Source organism: Geodermatophilus sp. SYSU D00766 (genome assembly GCF_054049915.1).
Map to the genome: position 1 here is coordinate 1 of NZ_JBJGYI010000002.1, position 20,322 is coordinate 20,322.

Genomic DNA, 20,322 nt, shown 5'->3' on the forward strand with positions numbered 1-20,322 from the left:
CCCCCCCCCCCCCCCCCCCCCCCCCCCCCCCCCCCCCCCCCCCCCCCCCGCCCGCGCCGCCCCCCCCCCCCCCCCCCCCCCCCCCCCCCCCCCCCCCCCCGCCCGGGGTCACTTCTTGCCGTGGGCGTTCCCGTTGCCGTTCCCGTTGCCGTTCCCGTTGCCGTTGCCGCCGCCGGTCGCGGCCGGCGCGGGGGCCGGGGCGGGCGCGGGCGCCGCGGCGGCCGGCTGCTCGGTCACCGGCTGGGCGGGCGCCTCGGCCGGCTGCCCGCCCTGACGGTCGGCCTTGCGCTCGTCGTTGCGGTCGTGGGCGGCCTGGCTGACCCGCTCGCCGGTGACCCAGCCGTTGCGCGCGCCCTCGCTGACCCAGTGGCCGTGGGACTCCCCGGCGGCCGGGCCCGCGGTCCACTCGTCGTAGCTGCGCTCCGGGGTCGCGACGGGCTCCTCCTCGACCGGCGCCTCCTCGACCGGCGCCTCCTCGGTCGGGACCTCGGGCACCTCGTCGGTCGGCACCTCGTCCGTGGGCACCTCCTCGGTCGGGACCTCGGGGACCTCGTCGGTCGGCACCTCGTCGGTCGGCACCTCGTCGGTCGGCGTCTCCTCGGTGGGCGCCTCCTCGGTCCCGCCGGTGGTGTCCCCCGGCTCGAGGAGGGTGCCGTCGCCGGACTCGATGACGGCGGGCTCCTCGACGGCGGCGATGGTCGTCACCGTGCCGGTGAGGGCGACGGCGACGACACCGGTGGCGGCGGCGGCCTTGGCGGCGACGCCGGCCGCGGCGATCTTGGCGGTGAGGGTGCTGAGCAGCATGCGGGGTCTCTTCCGTGAGGCCCGGGCGAGGTGCCCGGTCGTCCGCGTGGACGGTTGCGACTGGTCGGTGATCAGACCGGTCGCCAGGAGCTCGGCCAGGGCCGCGTTCGGCCGCCCGGGTGCGGTGGCGCAGGCCCGGACCGCGTCGGTGAACGCGGTCAGGTCCGGCGCGCCCGCGGGCACGGGACGGCCGATGAGGCAGGCCGCGAAGGCCTCCTCGTCGGTCCGGGCGTCGGCTGGCGTGGTCATCTCGCTCCCGTCATCGCCGGACGGGCGCGCAGGGGTGCGCGCGCTCCCGCGGTCTCACCCGGGCGGGGGGTGCCGGCCGGCTCGAGCTCGGCCCGCAGCCGGCGCAGGCCGCGCCGCTGCAGCGCCTTGACCGAGCCCACCGAGCGGTCCATCACCGCGGCCACCTGCTCCACGGTGAGGTCGGCGAGCACCCGCAGCAGCAGCACCGAGCGCTGGTCGGCGGGCAGCCCCGCGCACAGCCGGTGCACGGCCTCGGTGCCCAGCCGGGCCAGGACGTCGTCCTCCACGTCGCCGCCGGCGGTCTCGGGCAGCAGGTCCCCGGCGTCGTCGGCGAGCTGCGGTCGCCGGCTGCGCCGGCGCCAGTCGTCGACGAGCCGGCGGTGGGCGATGGTGAACACCCAGGAGCGCAGCGCGTCCTCGTCCCCGCGGAAGCCGCCCAGCCCGCGGAAGACGGCGAGGAAGGTCTCGCTGGCGAGGTCGTCGGGGTCCTGCGCGCCGTGCAGCCGCAGGTAGCCGGTGACCGCCGGGGACAGGTCCCGGTACAGCACCTCGAACCCCCACGCCGCGCCCGCCTGGGCCGCCGTGAGGACGTCGTCGAACGCCGGTCCGACCGCCATCCGCACCTCCCTGCCGTCTCCCGTGCTGGGGAGGCATCGGCAGGGACGTCGCGGAACTGGACCGCCGTCCCCCGATCGGGGTCAGGGGGCGCTGGTGCCCCGGGCGGCCTCCTGCTCGACGACCTGCGGCAGGTCGCGCAGCCGGTCGAGGCCCTGCAGCGGACGGCGCATCCGCTGGTTGCCGGCCAGCCGCTCGCGGTTGCGGTCGAGGAAGGCCCAGTAGCCGGCGGTGTAGGGGCAGGCGTCCTCGCCCAGCCGGCGGCGCGGGTCGTAGGGGCAGCGGCCGCAGTAGTCGCTCATCCGGTCGATGTAGGCGCCTCCGGCGGCGTAGGGCTTGGTGGCCAGCGCCCCGCCGTCGCCGTGCTGGCTCATGCCGACGACGTTGGCCACCATCACCCAGTCGTAGCCGTCGACGAAGGTGCGGTGGAACCAGTCGGTCATCTCCCGCGGGTCGATGCCCCGCTGCAGCGCGTAGTTGCCCAGCACCATCAGCCGCGGGATGTGGTGCACCCAGCCGTCGCGGCGCAGGTCGCCCAGCACACCGGACAGGCACGCCGCGTCGACGGCGGAGTCGTCGAGGTCGGCCATCCAGTCCGGCACCGGCTCGAGCGCCCGCAGCGCGTTGGCGTGGCGGTAGTGGCGGCCGAAGTGCCAGTAGGTGTGCCAGACGTAGTCCCGCCAGCCCACGACCTGCCGGACGAACCCCTCGAGGGAGTTCAGCGGGATCGGGTCGCCGTCGGCGGCGCGGGCGCGGGCGGTGGCCTCGGCGGCGCGCACGACCTCCAGCGGGTCGAGCAGGCCGAGGTTCATCGCCGGCGACAGCAGCGAGTGCGCCAGCCACCGCTCGTCGGCGAGCATGGCGTCCTCGTGCGGGCCGAAGGCACCCAGCCGGGCGGTCAGGAAGTCGTGCAGCCGGGTGAGCGCCTCCTCGCGGGTGGCCGGGAACAGCCGCGGGCCGTCGTCACCGACGAAGGAGACCTCGCCGTCGGCCTCCCAGCGGTCGAGGTCGGCGCGCACCTGCTCGTCGATCTCGTCCTCCGCCGGCCACCACGGCTCCGGTGCCGGTGAGCGGCCGTCCCGCGGCGGGGGCTCGCGGTTCTGCGAGTCGAGGTTCCACGTCCCGCCGAGCGGCTCGGCGCCGTCCATGAGGACGTCGAGGCGGCGGCGGGCGTCGCGGTAGAAGTCCTCCATCAGCAGCCGGCGCCGCCCCCGGCCCTCCGCCCACCGGGCGAACTCCTCCTGCGAGCTGACGAACCCGCGGGCGGCCAGCACCTGCACGCCGGGACGGGCCAGCACGTAGTCGCGGCTGCTCCACGTGGTCGGCGCGCAGACGCTCAGCGGCTCCTCGTGGCGGTCCAGCGCCTCGGCGTAGGTGGTGACCCGGTGCAGGTGCGCCTGCTCGCCCAGCTCGGCGGCCCGGTGGCGCAGCGCGGAGAGCACCAGGTGCGCCTTCTGCCGGTGGAAGCGGCGGCGGGCGAAGACGGCCTTGGACTCGACGAGCAGCACCGGCTGGTCGGGCCGGTCGAGGAAGTGCGGACCGAGCTGGTCGGCGAACAGCCAGCGCCGCGTGGTGGGCGACCGCTCGGGGAAGTCGGCGAGCGCGGGGTCGTGCTCCTCGGCGCCGTGTCCCGGGCGCTGCATCGGCTCCACCTCCCGGCGGACATGGTGGGTGGACCGTTAGGCTCGGCGCGACTCGGGCCATCGACGACACGGTGGCCGGCACGTGCTCGCTGGAGGTCGACCGCTGTGAACCGCGCCCTGCGCGCCGCCCTGACGGGTGCTCTCGTGATCAGCCCGGTCGCGCTCGGTGCGTGCAGCGCCGGGCAGGTCTCGCAGACCGGGACCCAGGACCGCGACAAGGTCGGCCCGCAGGCCCAGGTGGAGGACGTCCTCCTGCGCCAGGTGCTGCTCGCCTACCCCGACGAGGGCGTGTACGAGGAGGGTGACGACGCGACGCTGATCATGACGATCGTCAACACCTCCGACGAGGACGAGACGCTCACCCGGATCGAGGGCGAGGGCTTCTCCGGCGTGCGGCTCAGCGGCACCGGCCCGACGCCGTCGCCGTCGTCCCCCGCGGGCGACCAGCCGACCACCGCGCCGACGCCGGGCACGACCGGCGCCACCCCGGGCTCCCCCGCCACGCCCACCGGGTCCTCGGCGGCGGCGAGCTCGGACCTGTCCCTGGAGATCCCCGCCGACACCGCGCTCTACATCGGCCAGGACGGCGACGCCACCATCACCCTCGAGGACCTCAGCGAGCCGCTGACGGCCGGGCAGACCCTGAGCCTGACGCTCACCTTCGAGCAGGCCGGCGAGATCGAGGTCCAGGCGCTGGTGGGCACCCCCGACGAGGAGGTCGAGCGGGGCGAGGCCTTCGACTTCCACGAGGGCGAGGCCGGGGAGGCCGAGAACCCGGAGTCCGAGGAGGACACCCAGGCCGAATAAGGACCCCCTCCTCCCCACCCCTCGCACGCTCGCGGCGGGACCCGGGAGGGGGCCGGGAACGCGCCGTCCTCCCTGGGACTGTCGGTCCCCCCACCTACCGTGACGGGGTGCCCCCCTCCGGAGTGAAGCCCGCCCGTCCCGCCCACCGCTGCACCGAGTGCGGCTTCACGTCGGCGAAGTGGATGGGCCGCTGCCCGGAGTGCCAGGCGTGGGGCACCCTGCAGGAGGTCGGCGCCACCGCGCCGGCCCTGCGCGCGGTCGCCGCCGGCCCGGTCACCGCACCGGCCCGCCCGATCGCCCAGGTCGAGCTCACCGGCGCCCGTGCGGTGCCCACCGGCATCGCCGAGTTCGACCGGGTCCTCGGCGGCGGTCTGGTCCCCGGCGCCGTCGTCCTGGTCGCCGGTGAGCCGGGCGTGGGCAAGTCCACGCTGCTGCTCGAGGTGGCCCACCGGGTGGCCGCGTCCAACGGCCCCACGCTGGTCGTGTCCGGCGAGGAGTCCGCGGCCCAGGTGCGGCTGCGCGCCGAGCGCATCGACGCGCTGCACGAGCGGCTGTACCTGGCGGCGGAGACCGAGCTGTCGGCCGTCCTCGCCCACGTCGAGCAGGTGTCCCCCTCGCTGCTGGTCCTCGACAGCGTGCAGACCGTCCGCTCCCCCGCCGTCGACGGCACCGACGGCGGCGCCTCCCAGGTCCGCGCGGTCGCGACGGCGCTGACCGCCGTCGCCAAGTCCCGCGGGATGACGACGATCCTGGTCGGGCACGTCACCAAGGACGGCGCGATCGCCGGTCCGCGGGCCCTGGAGCACCTGGTCGACGTCGTCGTCTCCTTCGACGGCGAGCGGCACTCCACGCTGCGCCTGGTCCGGGCCACCAAGAACCGGTTCGGCCCGGCCGACGAGATCGGCTGCTTCGAGATCGGCGACGGCGGCGTGGTCGGCGTCCCCGACCCCTCACACCTGTTCGTCTCCCGCCGCACCGCGTCGGTGCCCGGCAGCTGCGTCACGGTGACGATGGAGGGCAGCCGGCCGCTGCTGGCCGAGGTGCAGGCACTGGTCGCGACCAGCGCCGGCGGCGGCTCGCCCCGCCGCGCGGTCAGCGGGCTGGACTCGCAGCGGGTCGCCATGGTGAACGCCGTCGTCGAGCGGCGCGGCGGGGTGCGGCTGGCCGACGCCGACGTCTTCGCCGCCTCGGTGGGCGGGGTGAAGATCGCCGAGCCCGCGGCCGACCTCGCGCTGGCGCTGGCGATCGCCTCGGCGTCGCGGGACACCCCGCTGCCCGAGGGCATGGTCGCGCTCGGGGAGGTCGGCCTGTCCGGCGAGATCCGGCGGGTCGGCGGCACCGCGCGGCGGCTGGCCGAGGCCGCCCGGCAGGGCTACCGGCTGGCGCTGGTCCCGCCGGACGCGGGACCGGCGCCCAAGGGCGTGCGGCTGATGGAGGTCCCCGACCTGGGCGCTGCGCTGGCGGGGCTGTTCCCGGGCTGAGTCCGGTCCTGGACCCCGCTCCCGACCGGCCCTGCCGGCTGACCCGTAGAATCGCGGCCGAACCGCGTCGACGTCAGGAGTGCCCGTGCCCCCCGCTGTGGACTCCGAGGTCGCTCTGCGCGAGCTCCTGGGCCGCATCGCCCCGGGGACGGCGCTGCGCGACGGCCTGGAGCGGATCCTGGCCGGCCGCACCGGCGCGCTGATCGTGCTGGGCTACGACCGGGTCGTGGAGTCCATCTGCACCGGCGGGTTCGCCCTCGACGTCGCCCTGTCGGCGACCCGGCTGCGCGAGCTGGCCAAGATGGACGGCGCGGTCATCCTCTCCTCCGACGGCCTGCGCATCGTGCGGGCGGGCGTGCACCTCATGCCCGACCCCACGGTCCCCACCGAGGAGTCGGGCACCCGCCACCGGACCGCCGAACGGGTGGCCGTGCAGACCGGCTTCCCGGTGATCTCGGTCAGCCAGTCGATGCACATCATCAGCGTCTATGTCGCCGGCCGGCGGTACACCCTCGAGCACCCGACGACGATCCTCGCCCGCGCCAACCAGGCGCTCGCGGCGCTGGAGCGCTACAAGCTGCGCCTCGACGAGGTGGCCAGCACGCTGTCGGCGCTGGAGATCGAGGACCTGGTCACCGTGCGCGACGCCATGAGCGTCAGCCAGCGGCTGGAGATGGTCCGCCGGATCGCCGACGAGATCGAGGGCTTCGTCGTCGAGCTCGGCACCGACGGCCGGCTGCTGGCGCTGCAGCTCGACGAGATGCTGGCCGGGGTGGAGGAGGACCGCGCGCTGCTGGTCCGCGACTACATGCCCGGCGGCGCCGCGCGCCGGCCGCGCACCATCGAGGACGTGCTCGCCGAGCTGCGCACGCTGTCGGCCACCGAACTGCTCGACCTCTCCGCGGTCGCTCGCTGCTACGGCCTGCCCACCACGCCCGACGCGCTGGACTCCCCTGTCAGCCCGCGCGGCTACCGGCTGCTGGCGCGGGTGCCCCGCCTGCCGGCCGCCATCATCGACCGGCTGGTCGAGCACTTCGGCGGGCTGCAGAAGCTGCTGGCGGCCACCATCGAGGACCTGCTGGCCGTCGAGGGGGTCGGCGAGGCACGCGCCCGCGGCATCCGCGAGGGCCTGTCGCGGCTGGCCGAGACCTCGATCCTCGACCGCTACAGCTAGACGACCTGCAGGGGGGCGTCCGGGCTGGTCTTCGTGTCCAGCCGCGCCCGCACCACGTAGCCGCCCGGCGCCACCGGCACGCGCGCCGCGGTGCAGGTCGGCTCGCTGGTCAGGCCGCTCCACGTCAGCGGGAAGACCACCTGCTCACCCGGCGCGAGCGTGCGGGTGTCGCTGCTGGTCTCGGGCTGGCAGTCGTTGCTGCCCCACAGCCGCGCGCCCGCGCCGTCGAGCAGCACCATCTCCTGCAGCTGCTTGTCCAGCACCCGGGTGCAGGGCACCGCCGCGGTGTTGGTGACGACGAGCTCGAACACCGGCGCCGATCCCGAGGGCACGGTGCCGGGGGTGCGGACCTCGAGGGCGACGACGTCGTCGCCGCACGGGGCGCCGGCCTCCTGGGCGGGCGGTGCGGGCGCCTGCGGGGCCGGTGGGGTGGTGCTCGGCGGCGGGGTCGGCGTCTGCACGCCGGCCAGCGACGGCACCACCCGGTCCAGGGCGGGGGTGCCCACCGGCGACGACGACGCCGACGAGCCGGCCGCCGCGGCGGTGTCCCCGGAGCCGGTCAGCAGCGAGACGCCGAGCCAGCTGCCCCCGCCGAGCAGGACGAGGAGGACGAGCAGCACCACGAGTCGCCGTCGCCAGTAGACGGCGGCCGGCAGGGGTCCGACCGGGTGCAGCACGAGTCGGACCGTAGTCGGCGCCGCCGCGGACCACCGCACGGGGCACGCCGTGGCCGGCGCCGGGCACACTGGACCCCCGTGAGCAGCCCGGCCGGACTCGGGGACGCCCTCGTCGACTGGTACGACACCGCCGCCCGCGACCTGCCGTGGCGGCGGCCCGGCGTGGGCCCGTGGGCGGTGCTGGTCAGCGAGGTGATGCTGCAACAGACGCCGGTGGCGCGGGTGGAGCCGGTGTGGACGGCGTGGATGGCCCGCTGGCCCGCGCCGGCCGACCTGGCCGCCGCCTCACCGGCCGAGGTCATCCGCGCCTGGGGCAAGCTCGGCTACCCGCGCCGGGCGCTGCGGCTGCGCGAGACCGCCGTCGCCCTCACCGAGCGGCACGGCGGGGCCGTCCCGGCCGACGTGGCCGCCCTGGAGGCACTGCCGGGTGTCGGCACCTACACCGCCCGGGCGGTGGCCTGCTTCGGCCACGGACAGCCCCAGCCGGTGGTGGACACCAACGTGCGGCGGGTGGTGGCGCGCCTGGTGCACGGCCGCGCCGAGGCGGGCACCGCCCGGGCCGCCGACCTCACCGACGTCGCGGCGCTGGCGCCGGCCGACCGGGAGCGGGCGTGCCGCTTCTCGGTGGCGGCGATGGAGCTCGGCGCGCTGGTCTGCGTCGCCCGCACGCCGCGCTGCGCCGTCTGCCCGGTGCGCGACCGCTGCGCCTGGCGGCTGGCCGGGTGCCCCGCCGCCGAGGGGCCGCCGCGGCGGGTGCAGCGCTTCGCCGGGACCGACCGGCAGGTGCGGGGGCGGCTGCTCGACGTGCTGCGGGCCGCGCCCGGCCCGGTACCGGCCGAGGCCCTCGACGCCGCGTGGGACGACGCCGCCCAGCGCGGGCGCTGCCTGGACTCGCTGCTGGCCGACGGGCTGGTCGAGCAGACCGGCGACGGCCTGTTCCGGCTCCCCCACTGACCGGGCCCCCTCGGGCCGCGGAATGCGGTCGTGCGACGACCCCGCGGCACGGTTCACTGGAACCCGTGCAGCTGCCCGCGGGCCTCACCGCCCGAGCTCTGACCGGCGACGACGCCCGCGCGGTGTACGAGGTGATGGCCGCGCAGGAACAGCACGACCTCGGCGTCGTCGAGATCGAGGAGGCCGACATCGTCGGGGACTGGCAGCGCCCCAGCTTCGACGTCGCGGCCGGCACGCTCGGCGTCTTCGACGGCGACCGGCTCGTCGCCTACGCGGAGGTCTCCGGCGAGGGGCGCGGGGACGCCGCCGTGCACCCGCGGTACCGCGGACGGGGCATCGGGACGGCGCTGGCCGCCTGGACCCGCCGGCGGGCCCGCGAGCGCGGCGCCTCCGTCTTCGGCATGTCCGTGCCCCAGGGCTCCCCCGCGGACGTCCTGTTGGCGAGCCTCGGCTACCACGTCCGGTGGACCTCGTGGCTGCTGGAACTCCCCGAGGACAGGCGGATCGAGGCGCAGCCGCTGCGCGAGGGGTACGCCATCCGGACGGCGGACGGCGAGGCCGACCACCGGGCCGCCTGGACCGTGGTCGAGGACGCCTTCCTCGAGTGGTCGCAGCGGGACCGCCGGTCGTTCGAGGACTTCACCGCGACGACCGTGCGCCGGCCCGGGTTCGAGCCGTGGCACCTGCGGATCGTCGTGGACCCTCAGGGCGACGTCGTCGGCGCCTGCTTCCTGGTCACCAGTGACAGCGACGGCTACGTCGACAAGCTGGCGGTGCGCCGAGACCGGCGTGGCCTCGGGCTGGCCCGAGCCCTCCTCGCGGACGCCTTCGCGAACGCCCGCCGGCACGGTGCCACGCGCTGCGAGCTGTCCACCGACTCCCGCACCGGCGCGCTCGGCCTCTACGAGCGGGTCGGGATGGTCGTGACCGGCACCTGGGTGCACCGCGCCGTGGACCTCGGACCGGTCGCCGTCCCCCGCTGACCGGGTCGCTCGCGGGTCCTGGTGGGCGTCCTCTCGCACCGCCGGGCGTCCTCCCGCACGTCCCACCGTGCGGAGGAGGCGCCACGATCAGGTCACCTGATCGTGGCGCGGCCGTCGCGCGGGCCCCGGACGCGGCGAGGGCCGCCTCCCGCGGTGCGGGAGACGGCCCTCGTCGGTCGTGCGGGGTGGGACTACTTCTTCTCCAGGGACGTGGTGCCGCCCTGGCCGTCCTCGTCGTCGCCGACGGTCAGCGCGACCGGGGGCGTGTCGGGCAGGTCGATCGGCTTGGCCTCGCCGCGGAAGGTGAACTTCGCGGTCGGGCCCTCGCCCTCGACGTCCACCACGATGATCTGACCGGCGGTCAGCTCGCCGTAGAGGATCTTCTCCGACAGCGCGTCCTCGATCTCGCGCTGGATGGTCCGGCGCAGCGGCCGGGCACCCAGCACCGGGTCGAACCCGCGGGCCGCCAGCAGCTTCTTGGCGTCCTGCGTGATCTCCAGGGACATGTCCTTGTTCGCCAGCTGGCCCTCCACGCGGGCGACCATGAGGTCCACGATCTGGATGATCTCGTCCTCGGTCAGCTGGTGGAACACGACGATGTCGTCGATGCGGTTGAGGAACTCCGGCCGGAAGTGCTGCTTGAGCTCCTCGTTGACCTTGTTCTTCATCCGCTCGTAGTTGGACTGGCTGTCGTTGCCGACCTGGAAGCCCAGCCCCACGGCCTTGGAGATGTCGCGCGTACCGAGGTTGGTCGTGAGGATCAGGATCGTGTTCTTGAAGTCCACGATCCGGCCCTGACCGTCGGTGAGCCGACCGTCCTCGAGCACCTGCAGGAGCGTGTTGAACACGTCCGCGTGCGCCTTCTCGATCTCGTCGAAGAGGACCACCGAGAACGGCTTGCGCCGCACCTTCTCGGTCAGCTGGCCGCCCTCGTCGTAACCGACGTAGCCGGGAGGGGCACCGACCAGACGCGACACGGTGAACCGGTCGTGGAACTCGCCCATGTCGATCTGGATGAGCGCGTCGTCCTCGCCGAAGAGGAACTGCGCGAGCGCCTTGGCGAGCTCGGTCTTACCGACACCCGAGGGGCCGGCGAAGATGAACGAGCCACCGGGACGACGCGGGTCCTTGAGACCTGCGCGGGTGCGCCGGATCGCCTGGCTGACGCTCTTGATGGCCTCTTCCTGGCCGATGATCCGCTTGTGGAGTTCGTCCTCCATGCGGAGCAGACGCGTGGTCTCCTCCTCGGTGAGCTTGAAGACGGGGATGCCGGTCCAGTTGGCCAGCACCTCGGCGATCTGCTCGTCGTCGACCTCGGCGACGACGTCCATGTCGCCGGCCTTCCACGCCTTCTCGCGCTCGGCCTTCTCGCCCAGCAGCTGCTTCTCGCGGTCGCGCAGCGACGCCGCCTTCTCGAAGTCCTGCGCGTCGATCGCGGACTCCTTCTCCCGGCGGATGCCGGCGATGCGCTCGTCGAACTCGCGCAGGTCCGGCGGCGCGGTCATCCGCTTGATCCGCATCCGGGCGCCGGCCTCGTCGATCAGGTCGATCGCCTTGTCGGGCAGGAAGCGGTCGGAGATGTACCGGTCGGCCAGCGTGGCGGCGGCGACGAGCGCGCCGTCGGTGATGCTGATCCGGTGGTGCGCCTCGTAGCGGTCGCGCAGGCCCTTGAGGATCTCGATCGTGTGGGTGAGCGTCGGCTCGCCCACCTGGATCGGCTGGAACCGCCGCTCGAGCGCGGCGTCCTTCTCCAGGTGCTTGCGGTACTCGTCGAGCGTGGTGGCACCGATGGTCTGCAGCTCGCCGCGGGCCAGCATCGGCTTGAGGATGCTGGCGGCGTCGATCGCGCCCTCGGCGGCACCGGCCCCGACGAGGGTGTGGATCTCGTCGATGAACAGGATGATGTCGCCGCGGGTGCGGATCTCCTTGAGGACCTTCTTCAGGCGCTCCTCGAAGTCACCGCGGTAGCGCGACCCGGCGACGAGGGCGCCGAGGTCGAGGGTGTAGAGCTGCTTGTCCTTCAGGGTCTCGGGGACCTCGCCCTTGACGATGGCCTGGGCCAGGCCCTCCACGACGGCGGTCTTGCCGACGCCGGGCTCGCCGATGAGGACGGGGTTGTTCTTGGTCCGCCGCGAGAGGACCTGCATGACCCGCTCGATCTCCTTGGCCCGCCCGATGACCGGGTCGAGCTTGGAGTCGCGCGCGGCCTGGGTCAGGTTGCGGCCGAACTGGTCGAGCACCAGCGAGGTCGACGGCGTGCCCTCGGACGGGCCACCGGCAGCGGCCGGCTCCTTGCCCTGGTAGCCGGAGAGCAGCTGGATGACCTGCTGGCGGACGCGGTTGAGGTCGGCACCCAGCTTGACCAGGACCTGCGCGGCGACGCCCTCGCCCTCGCGGATCAGGCCGAGCAGGATGTGCTCGGTGCCGATGTAGTTGTGGCCGAGCTGCAGGGCCTCGCGCAGGGACAGCTCGAGGACCTTCTTGGCCCGCGGCGTGAAGGGGATGTGGCCGGAGGGGGCCTGCTGGCCCTGGCCGATGATCTCCTCGACCTGCTGGCGGACGCCCTCGAGCGAGATGCCGAGGGACTCGAGGGCCTTGGCAGCGACGCCCTCACCCTCGTGGATCAGGCCCAGGAGGATGTGCTCGGTGCCGATGTAGTTGTGGTTGAGCATCCTGGCCTCTTCCTGCGCCAGGACGACCACCCGTCGGGCTCGGTCGGTGAACCGTTCGAACATGCGCTGCTTCTCCTCTGACCGGCTGGTCCGGCACTGCCCTCCCCGTGCCTGGGGAGGAGCACCCGACGTCCGTCGGCGCGCTGGGGCACCGGTCTTTCCACTGTAGTCACGGACCACGCCGTCCTGTCGGCCTCGACCGGCGGGCGGTGGGTGGCTGCCCGGTCCAACCGATGGTGCCCTGGCGGTGTTCCGATCGGGTTACGCCGACAGCGGACGGCGCGTCGGGACCGCAGACGCCGACGGCCCGGCCCCCCGCGGGGACCGGGCCGACGGTGACGTGCTGGAACGGCCCCCTCGCAGGGGCCCACCCCGAGCGGGGTGACGTGCTGGAACGGCCCCCTCGCAGGGGCCCACCCCGAGCGGGGTGACGTGCTGGAACGGCCCCCTCGCAGGGGCCCACCCCGAGCGGAGCGAGGGGTGGGGGGCGAGGGGGTCCTTCCTCAGTGCGCGGCCTCGTAGGCCTCGACGACGCTGGCCGGGATGCGGCCGCGGTCGCTGACGTTGTGGCCGTTCTTGCGGGCCCAGTCGCGGATGGCGCCGGCCTGCTCCCGGTCCATGCGGCCACCGCCACCGGTGGCGCGGGAACGGCCGCCGCCGGAGGCGCGGCCACCGCCGCTGCGGCTCACCTTGCGGGCGGCCTGCACGTAACGGGAGAACGTGTCACGCAGTTCCGTGGCGTTCTTCTCCGACAGGTCGATCTCGTAGTTCGTGCCGTCGAGGGAGAAGCTCACCGTCTCGTCGGCGGGGACGTCCTCGTCGAGGTCGTCGCTCAGGATCACCTGGACCTTGCGCGCCATTCTCTGTCTCACTCCTCCTCGGCCCCGTGGCCGGACGATTTGGTCGCCTCGGTCGACGACGCGGCCATTCCACCACACAGGAGCGCGAGAAGACGAATAGCACACCGCAGTTCGCCCAATACGGGGAGGAATCGTCCGATCGGGACGCGTGGTATCAGGAAATGGGGCGCACCAAGGGGAACAGGATCGTCTCCCGGATGCCGAGACCGGTGAGCGTCATCATCAGCCGGTCGATTCCCATGCCGACGCCGCCGCTGGGCGGCATCCCGTACTCGAGGGCCTCGAGGAAGTCCTCGTCGAGCACCATCGCCTCGGGGTCGCCCGCGGCGGCCAGCAGCGCCTGCTGGGTGAACCGCTCGCGCTGCACGACCGGGTCGACCAGCTCGGAGTACCCGGTCCCGCGCTCGACGCCGCCGATGTAGAGGTCCCACTTCTCGGCCAGCCCCGGCGTCGTCCGGTGCGCCCGGGTCAGCGGCGAGGTGTCGACCGGGTAGTCGACGACGAACGTCGGCGCCTGCAGCGAGTCCTGGACCAGCGCCTCGAACAGCTCCTCGACCACCTTGCCCGGCAGCCACGCGGGGTCCACGCCGACGTCGTGCCGCCCGGCGAGCGCCCGCAGGTGCTCCACCGGCGTCTCCGGGGAGACCTCCTCGCCGACGGCGTCGGAGACCAGCGAGTACAGCGGCACGTGCGGCCACTCCCCGGACAGGTCGATCTCGGTGCCGTCGTGGTGGCGGGCGACGTGGTCGCCGAACAGGGCCGCGCAGCACTCCTGCACCAGCTCCCGGGTGGTGCGCGCGACGTCGGTGTAGTCCGCCCACGCCTCGTAGAACTCCAGCATCGCGAACTCCGGGGAGTGCGAGCTGTCGGCGCCCTCGTTGCGGAAGTTGCGGTTGATCTCGAAGACCTTCTCCAGGCCGCCCACGATGCACCGCTTGAGGAACAGCTCCGGTGCGATGCGCAGGTACAGGTCGAGGTCGAAGGCGTTCATGTGGGTGCGGAACGGCCGGGCCGCGGCGCCGCCGTGCACCGTCTGCAGCATCGGGGTCTCGACCTCGAGGAAGCCCCGCCCGGTCAGGCCGGCCCGGAGCGCCGCCACCACCGCGGCCCGCTGGCGCACGGTGCGGCGGGCCTCGTCGCGGACGATGAGGTCGACGTAGCGGCGGCGCACCCGCAGCTCCTCGCTCATCGGCTTGTGCGCCACCGGCAGCGGACGCAGCGCCTTGGCCGCCATCTGCCAGGAGTCGGCGAACACCGACAGCTCGCCGCGCCGGGACGTGCCGACCTCGCCCTCGACGAAGACGTGGTCACCGAGGTCGACGTCGGCCTTCCAGGCGTCGAGCGCCTCGGCACCGACCCGGTCGCGGGAGAGCATGACCTGCAGCTCGGCGTCGCCCTCGCGCAGCGTCGCGAAGCACAGCTTGCCGGTGTTGCGGCTGAAGATGACCCGGCCGGTGACGCCCACCCGGTCCCCGGTCAGCGTGTCCGGCTCCAGGTCGGGGTGCGCGGCGCGGACGTCGGCCAGCGAGGTCGTGCGGGCCACCGTGACCGGAAAGGGGTCCGTGCCGGCCTCGCGCAGCCGGTCGAGCTTGGCGCGCCGCACGCGCAGTTGCTCGGGGAGCTCGTCGTCCAGCGGGCCGGGGGGTTCGTCGGTCACGGCGCCCGAGCCTACGGCCGTGCGCCGCGACACCCGGGCGGTCACCGGCGGCCGGCCGCCTGGGATCGCTCGAAGGCCAGCCGCAGCCCGTGGACGGTGAGGTCGGGCTCGCGGGCACCGATCGACCGGCAGCTGTCGGCCACCAGGGGCGCCAGGCCACCGGTGGCGACGACGACCGGCTCGCGGCCGAACTGTGCCACCAGCTCACCGCCGATGCGGTCGACGAGCCCGTCGACGAGGCCGGCGAAGCCGAGGACGACGCCGGACTGCAGCGCCGCGACGGTGTTCTTGCCGATCGCCTGCGGTGGGACGGTGAGCTCGACGGAGCGCAGCTGCGCCGCGCGCGAGGCCAGCGCCTCCAGGCTGACCTCCAGGCCCGGCGCGAGCGCACCGCCGAGGAACTGCCCGCCCGGGCCGACGGCGTCGACGTTGGTGGAGGTGCCGAAGTCGACGACGACGACCGGCCGGGTGCGTCCGTCCGGGGCGGTGCCGAACAGCTCGTGGGCGGCCAGCGCGGTGACGACGCGGTCGGCGCCCACCTCGCGCGGGTTGTCCACGTGCAGCGGGACGCCGGTGCGCACGCCGGGGCCGATGAGCACGACCGGCACCTCGAGGGAGTCCAGCAGCCCGCGCAGCGCCGGCAGCAGCGCCGGGACCGTGGAGCAGGCGGCGACGCCGGTGACCTCGGTGTCGCGCAGCAGGCCGCGCCACAGCATCCGCAGCTCGTCGGAGGTGGCCCGCGCGTGCGTCGTCACCCGCCAGCAGCCCACCCGCCGGGCGCCGTCGAAGGTGGCCAGCACGGTCTGGCTGTTGCCGACGTCGACGGTGAGCAGCACCGGGCTCAGCTCCGCAGGTCGAGGGCGAGGTCGAGGATCGGCGAGGAGTGCGTGAGCGCGCCGACCGACAGGAAGTCCACGCCGGTCGCGGCCACCTCGCGGGCGACGGCGAGGGTCAGCCCGCCGGTGGCCTCCAGCTCCGCGCGGCCGCCGACCAGCGCCACGACCTCGCGCAGCTGCGCGGGGGGCATGTTGTCCAGCAGCAGGAAGTCCGCGCCCTCCTCGACCGCCTCCAGCGCCTGCGCCGGGGTGTCGGCCTCCACCTGCACCGGCACCCGCGGCGCCCGCTCGCGCACCGCGGCGACGGCGGCCGCGACCGAGCCGGCGGCCGCGACGTGGTTGTCCTTCACCATCGCGACGTCGTAGAGGCCCATCCGCTTGTTCGACCCGCCGCCGCAGCGCACGGCGTACTTCTCCAGCGGGCGCAGGCCCGGCGTGGTCTTGCGGGTGTCGAGGACCACCGCCCCGGTGCCGGCCACGGCGTCGACCCAGGCGCGGGTGGCGGTGGCGATGCCGCTGGCCCGGCTGGCGATGTTGAGCGCGCTGCGCTCGGCGGCCAGCAGCGCCCGCACCGGGCCGCGCACGGTGAGCAGCACGTCGCCGCGGGCGACCCGGGCGCCGTCGGCGGCCCCGGCGGTGAGCGTCGCGCCGGGCGCCAGCCGGGTGAACACCCGGGCGGCGACCGGCAGGCCGGCGACGACGCCGTCGGCGCGGGCGACGAGGTCGGCGGTGCCGTACTGGGCGGGCGGCACGGTGGCGGCGCTGGTGACGTCGAGGGCGACGGCGAGGTCGGGCTCGCTGGGCAGCACCGCGCCGCCGGCGAGGTCCTCGGCCAGCGTGCGCTCCACGAGGTCGTCGACCCACGCCTCCGACAGCCCGGTGCCCTCCAGCGATCGCGGGTCGGCGCTCACCACGGGGTTCCCACCGGCGCGCCGACCGGGCGGCGGGTCAGCGTCAGCCGCCCGTCGCCGTCGAGGCGGACGTCGAGGTGCACCCGCCACCGCTCCTCGCTGTCGGGGTGGTCCTCGCGCCAGTGGCAGCCGCGGGTCTCCTCCCGGGCGGTGGCCGCGGCGGTCAGCGCGCTGGCGACCGTGAGCAGCCCGGTGGCCTCCCAGCTCTCGACGCCGGGCGCCGCGCCCGGCCCGTCGGTCAGCGAGGCGGCGAGCCCGGCCAGCGCGGACGTGGCCTCGGCCAGCCCGGCGCCCGAGCGCAGCGCCGCGACCCGGCCCGACATGGTGTCGGTGACCGCCCGGCGGCCGGCCGGGTCGAGCAGCCCGCCCGTCGCCGGGGCCGCCGCCACCGCCGGGGCCGAGGGCGGCAGCGCGCGGGCCAGGTCCTCCCCGATGCGGGCGGCGAACACCAGCCCCTCCAGCAGCGAGTTCGACGCCAGCCGGTTGGCCCCGTGCACCCCGGTGCAGGCCACCTCGCCGCAGGCGTAGAGGCCCGGGACGGTGGTGCGCCCGGACAGGTCGGTGGCCAGTCCGCCGGAGGCGTAGTGCGCGGCGGGGGTGACCGGCACCAGCTCGCTGACCGGGTCGACGCCGCCGGCCCGGCAGCGCGCGACGATCGTCGGGAACCGCTGCGCCACCCCGGGGATCCCGCGGGCGTCGAGCCACACGTGGTCGACGCCGTCGCGCAGCTGCACCCGGGTGATCGCCTTGGCGACGACGTCGCGCGGGGCGAGCTCGGCCAGCGAGTGCACGCCGAGCATGAACCGCTCCCCCGCGTCGTCGCGCAGCACCGCGCCCTCGCCGCGCAGCGCCTCGCTGACCAGTGGCTGCTGCCCGCGGACGCCGGGGCCCAGGTACAGCGACGTCGGGTGGAACTGCACGAACTCGAGGTCGGTGGCGACCGCGCCGGCGCGCAGGCCCAGCGCCACGCCGTCGCCGGTGGAGACCGGCGGGTTCGTGGTGGCGGCGTAGACCTGCCCCATCCCGCCGGTGGCGAGCACGACCGCGCGGGAGCGCACCGCGCCGACGCCGTCCTCGGTCCCCTCGCCGAGGACGTGCAGGGTGACCCCCGCGGCGCGGCCGGTGGCGTCGGTGAGCAGGTCGAGCACCATCGCGTGCTCGACGAGGGTGATGGCGGGGTCGGCGTGCACCGCCTCGCACAGCGCGCGCATGACCTCGGCCCCGGTGGCGTCGCCGCCGGCGTGCACGATCCGGTCGGCGGTGTGCCCGCCCTCGCGGGTCAGCAGCAGCCGGCCCTCGGCGTCGCGGTCGAAGCCGGCGCCCCACCCGATGAGCTGGTGCAGCCGGGCCGGGCCCTCGGTCACCAGGGCGCGCACGGCGGCCGGCTCGCACAGCCCGACGCCGGCCACCTCCGTGTCGCGGGCGTGCGCCTCCGGGGTGTCGGCGGGGTCGAGCACGGCGGCGATGCCGCCCTGGGCCCAGCGGGTCGAGCCGTCGTCGACCCGGACCTTGGTGACGACGGCGACCGACAGGCCGGCCGCGCGCGCGTGCAGCGCGACGCACAGCCCGGCGACACCGGAGCCGACGACGCAGACGTCGGCCGACAGCTCCCACCCGGGCGCCGGGGCGGCGAGCCGGGTGGGCAGCCCGGTGACGGTCGGCGCCGCGAGCGTGGTCACCGGACCGGCACGCCGAGGTCGCTGCGGCGCTGGTCCTGCGCGCCGGGGACGGGGGCGGACGGGTCGCCGCCGAGCTCGACGACGCGGTTGGCGCCGTCGACGTGCACGACCTTCGGGATGTACGCCTTGGCCTCGGTCTCGTCCATGACGCCGTAGCTGATCAGGATGACCAGGTCGCCCGGGTGCACCAGGTGCGCGGCGGCGCCGTTGATGCCGATCACGCCGCTGCCCCGCTCGCCGGGGATGGCGTAGGTCTCCAGCCGGGCCCCGTTGGTGACGTCGACGATCGCGACCTGCTCGCCGGGGAGCAGGTCGGCGGCGTCGAGCAGGTCCTCGTCGATCGTCACCGAGCCGACGTAGTGGAGGTCGGCCTGGGTCACCGTCGCCCGGTGGATCTTGGACTTGAGCATCGTGCGCATCATCGGGGGCCTCCCAGCAGGACGGCGGTGTTGTCGAGGAGTCGGGTGCTGCCGGCGCGGACGGCGACCAGCAGGCGGGCGGGGCCGGCCGCGGGCGCGGGGCCGAGGTCGGGGTCGGTGAGCTCGAGGTAGTCAGGCACCAGCTGCGGCGCGGTGGCGAGGACCTCCCCCGCCGCGGCGAGGACGGCGTCGGCGCCCCGGGGACCGGCGTCGGCCCCGGCGCGCAGCGCCCGGCTCACCGTGGCCGCGCGGGCCCGCTCCCCGGGCGAGAGGTAGCGGTTGCGGCTCGACAGCGCCATGCCGTCGTCCTCGCGGACGGTGGGCACGCCGACGACCTCCACCGGCAGCGCGAGCTCGCGGACCATGGCCCGGACGAGGGTGAGCTGCTGGTAGTCCTTCTCGCCGAAGAACGCGAGGTCCGGCCGGGCCAGGCCGAACAGCTTCGCGACGACGGTGAGCACGCCGGCGAAGTGCCCGGGCCGCACCGCGCCCTCGAGCACCGCGCCGCGCGGGCCGGGGTCGACGGTCACGCCGAGCGCGCCCGGCGGGTACACCTCGTCGACCGGCGGGTGGAAGACGACGTCGGCGCGCTCCTCGGTGAGCGCGTCGAGGTCGGCGTCCCAGGTGCGGGGGTAGCGGTCGAGGTCCTCGCCGGGGCCGAACTGGGTCGGGTTGACGAACACCGAGACGACCACGCTCCCGGCCCGCTCGCGGGCGGCGCGCACCAGCGCGCGGTGCCCCTCGTGCAGCGCGCCCATGGTGGGCACCAGGGCGACCGGGCCGGGCAGCCCGGCGACGACGTCGCGCAGCCGCGCCGCGGTCTCGGCGACGACCGGGCGGGTGCTCGTGGTCACCGCGAGCCCGCCGGGTCGGCGGCCTCGTAGAGCAGGTCGAGCAGCGGGGCGCCCTCGTGCCGCTTGAGCCGGCCCGCGGCCAGCGCGCGCTCGGTGGTGCGCTGCGCCATGGCGACGTAGGCGGCCACCGACGCGGGGGCCCGGTCGGTGAGCGTCTCGAGGTGGTCGGCGACGGTGCCGACGTCGCCGCGGCTGACCGGGCCGGTGAGCCCGCGGTCGCCGCGGCGCAGCCCGTTGTCCAGAGCGGCGGTGAGCAGCGGGGCCAGCACCCGGGCGGGGCTGTCGACGCCGGCGGCGCGCAGCAGGTCGGCGGCCTCGGCGACGAGGGTGACCAGGTGGTTGGCGCCGGTGACCAGCGCGGCGTGGTAGAGCCGCCGGTCGTCCTCGGCGACGAAGAACGGCTCGCCGCCCATCTCGAGCACCAGGGTCTCGGCGACCGGCCGGTGGGCGGGCCGGCTGGTGACGCCGAAGGGGGTGCCGGGCAGCCGGTCGGCGTCCTCGGGGACGCCGGTGAAGGTCATGGCCGGGTGCAGCGCGAGCGGCAGGACGCCGGCTCGCTCGGCGGGCTCGAGGGCGGACAGGCCGTGGGCGCCGGAGGTGTGGAAGGCGATCTGGCCGGCGCGCCAGGAACCGGTGCCGGCGAGGCCGGCGACCAGCCCGGTGAGGATGTCGTCGGGCACGGCCAGGACGACCAGGTCGGCCGCGGCGACGACCTCGTCGGCGGGCAGCAGCGGGACGCCGGGCAGCAGCCGGCGGGCGCGCTCGGCGGACGCGGCGGACAGGCCGGAGGCGGCGACCACGTCGTGGCCTGCGGCGGCGAGGGCGGCGCCCAGGACGGCGCCGACGCGGCCGGCACCGATGATCCCGACGCGGAGCCGGGCGGGGGCGCTGTCGGCGGGCGGGAGCCCGGCGGCGCGGGGGGTCCTGCGGGCAGCAGGCATCGCGGTCACCTCTCGTTCCAGTCCCTCGCGGGTACCGGACTCGGTGGCCGGGTCGTCGTCGTCGACGCCCCGGGGGGTGCGGGGTGGTGCTCGGGTGTACCGGCGG

At 75.5% G+C, this 20,322-nt stretch carries 18 protein-coding genes; 5 read left to right on the forward strand and 13 right to left on the reverse strand.

Going from position 1 to position 20,322, the window contains the following annotated elements; all coding sequences use genetic code 11:
* Positions 1-108: 108 nt before the first annotated feature.
* The 3 genes from ACI8AD_RS01915 to ACI8AD_RS01925 form a co-directional block, all read right to left on the reverse strand.
* A complete protein-coding gene (locus tag ACI8AD_RS01915) occupies positions 109-1,053 on the reverse strand; it encodes a hypothetical protein (RefSeq protein WP_456868873.1) in 945 nt (314 codons plus the stop codon).
* Entirely contained in the window at positions 1,050-1,670 is a 621-nt protein-coding gene (locus tag ACI8AD_RS01920) for an RNA polymerase sigma factor (RefSeq protein WP_456868874.1), read from the reverse strand. The genes ACI8AD_RS01915 and ACI8AD_RS01920 overlap by 4 nt, the downstream gene beginning before the upstream one ends.
* A gap of 81 nt (positions 1,671-1,751) precedes the next feature.
* Positions 1,752-3,311 (reverse strand): cryptochrome/photolyase family protein, encoded by a 1,560-nt coding sequence (locus ACI8AD_RS01925; protein WP_456868875.1) that lies wholly within the window; start codon positions 3,309-3,311, stop codon positions 1,752-1,754.
* 144 nt (positions 3,312-3,455) lie between these two features.
* Between ACI8AD_RS01925 and ACI8AD_RS01930 the strand changes: the two genes are divergently transcribed.
* The 3 genes from ACI8AD_RS01930 to disA all read left to right on the forward strand — a co-directional run bounded on the left by ACI8AD_RS01930 (position 3,456) and on the right by disA (position 6,773).
* Positions 3,456-4,118 (forward strand): hypothetical protein, encoded by a 663-nt coding sequence (locus ACI8AD_RS01930; protein WP_456868876.1) that lies wholly within the window; start codon positions 3,456-3,458, stop codon positions 4,116-4,118.
* A gap of 107 nt (positions 4,119-4,225) precedes the next feature.
* The gene (gene radA, locus ACI8AD_RS01935) at positions 4,226-5,599 is read left to right on the forward strand and encodes a DNA repair protein RadA (RefSeq protein ID WP_456868877.1); all 1,374 of its coding nucleotides are present in this window, start codon (positions 4,226-4,228) and stop codon (positions 5,597-5,599) included.
* An 85-nt stretch (positions 5,600-5,684) separates the two neighbouring features.
* Positions 5,685-6,773, forward strand: coding sequence for a DNA integrity scanning diadenylate cyclase DisA (gene disA / locus ACI8AD_RS01940; protein ID WP_089405208.1), 1,089 nt, complete (start codon positions 5,685-5,687; stop codon positions 6,771-6,773).
* Here disA and ACI8AD_RS01945 read toward each other — a convergent pair.
* Positions 6,770-7,450 (reverse strand): MucR family transcriptional regulator, encoded by a 681-nt coding sequence (locus ACI8AD_RS01945; RefSeq protein ID WP_456868878.1) that lies wholly within the window; start codon positions 7,448-7,450, stop codon positions 6,770-6,772. The two genes, disA and ACI8AD_RS01945, sit on opposite strands and share 4 nt — an antisense overlap.
* A 78-nt stretch (positions 7,451-7,528) precedes the next feature.
* On the opposite strand from ACI8AD_RS01945, the gene ACI8AD_RS01950 reads away from it, so the two are divergent.
* Both ACI8AD_RS01950 and ACI8AD_RS01955 read left to right on the forward strand, forming a co-directional pair.
* Complete coding sequence (locus ACI8AD_RS01950) at positions 7,529-8,404, forward strand: A/G-specific adenine glycosylase (protein ID WP_456868879.1); 876 nt, start codon at positions 7,529-7,531, stop codon at positions 8,402-8,404.
* A 65-nt stretch (positions 8,405-8,469) separates the two neighbouring features.
* Positions 8,470-9,387 (forward strand): GNAT family N-acetyltransferase, encoded by a 918-nt coding sequence (locus ACI8AD_RS01955; RefSeq protein WP_456868880.1) that lies wholly within the window; start codon positions 8,470-8,472, stop codon positions 9,385-9,387.
* A gap of 191 nt (positions 9,388-9,578) precedes the next feature.
* Here ACI8AD_RS01955 and ACI8AD_RS01960 read toward each other — a convergent pair whose 3' ends face one another.
* From ACI8AD_RS01960 to ACI8AD_RS02000, 9 genes are all read right to left on the reverse strand, one after another.
* A complete protein-coding gene (locus ACI8AD_RS01960; protein ID WP_456868881.1) occupies positions 9,579-12,122 on the reverse strand; it encodes an ATP-dependent Clp protease ATP-binding subunit in 2,544 nt (847 codons plus the stop codon).
* A gap of 440 nt (positions 12,123-12,562) precedes the next feature.
* Positions 12,563-12,919: a histone-like nucleoid-structuring protein Lsr2 gene (locus ACI8AD_RS01965; RefSeq protein ID WP_456868882.1), complete on the reverse strand. Its 357-nt coding sequence runs from the start codon at positions 12,917-12,919 to the stop codon at positions 12,563-12,565.
* A gap of 154 nt (positions 12,920-13,073) precedes the next feature.
* Positions 13,074-14,576: a lysine--tRNA ligase gene (gene lysS, locus ACI8AD_RS01970; RefSeq protein WP_456868883.1), complete on the reverse strand. Its 1,503-nt coding sequence runs from the start codon at positions 14,574-14,576 to the stop codon at positions 13,074-13,076.
* 41 nt (positions 14,577-14,617) lie between these two features.
* On the reverse strand, positions 14,618-15,412 hold the full coding sequence (locus ACI8AD_RS01975; protein WP_456868884.1) for a type III pantothenate kinase: 795 nt from the start codon (positions 15,410-15,412) through the stop codon (positions 14,618-14,620).
* Between the two features lie 5 nt (positions 15,413-15,417).
* Complete coding sequence (gene nadC, locus ACI8AD_RS01980; protein ID WP_456868885.1) at positions 15,418-16,323, reverse strand: carboxylating nicotinate-nucleotide diphosphorylase; 906 nt, start codon at positions 16,321-16,323, stop codon at positions 15,418-15,420.
* Positions 16,320-18,002: an L-aspartate oxidase gene (locus ACI8AD_RS01985; protein ID WP_456868886.1), complete on the reverse strand. Its 1,683-nt coding sequence runs from the start codon at positions 18,000-18,002 to the stop codon at positions 16,320-16,322. Before ACI8AD_RS01985 ends, nadC begins: the two co-directional genes overlap by 4 nt.
* Entirely contained in the window at positions 17,999-18,424 is a 426-nt protein-coding gene (gene panD, locus ACI8AD_RS01990) for an aspartate 1-decarboxylase (protein ID WP_456868887.1), read from the reverse strand. The genes ACI8AD_RS01985 and panD overlap by 4 nt, the downstream gene beginning before the upstream one ends.
* The gene (panC, locus tag ACI8AD_RS01995; RefSeq protein ID WP_456868888.1) at positions 18,421-19,275 is read right to left on the reverse strand and encodes a pantoate--beta-alanine ligase; all 855 of its coding nucleotides are present in this window, start codon (positions 19,273-19,275) and stop codon (positions 18,421-18,423) included. The genes panD and panC overlap by 4 nt, the downstream gene beginning before the upstream one ends.
* On the reverse strand, positions 19,272-20,216 hold the full coding sequence (locus ACI8AD_RS02000; protein WP_456868889.1) for a Rossmann-like and DUF2520 domain-containing protein: 945 nt from the start codon (positions 20,214-20,216) through the stop codon (positions 19,272-19,274). Before ACI8AD_RS02000 ends, panC begins: the two co-directional genes overlap by 4 nt.
* Positions 20,217-20,322 lie beyond the last annotated feature (106 nt).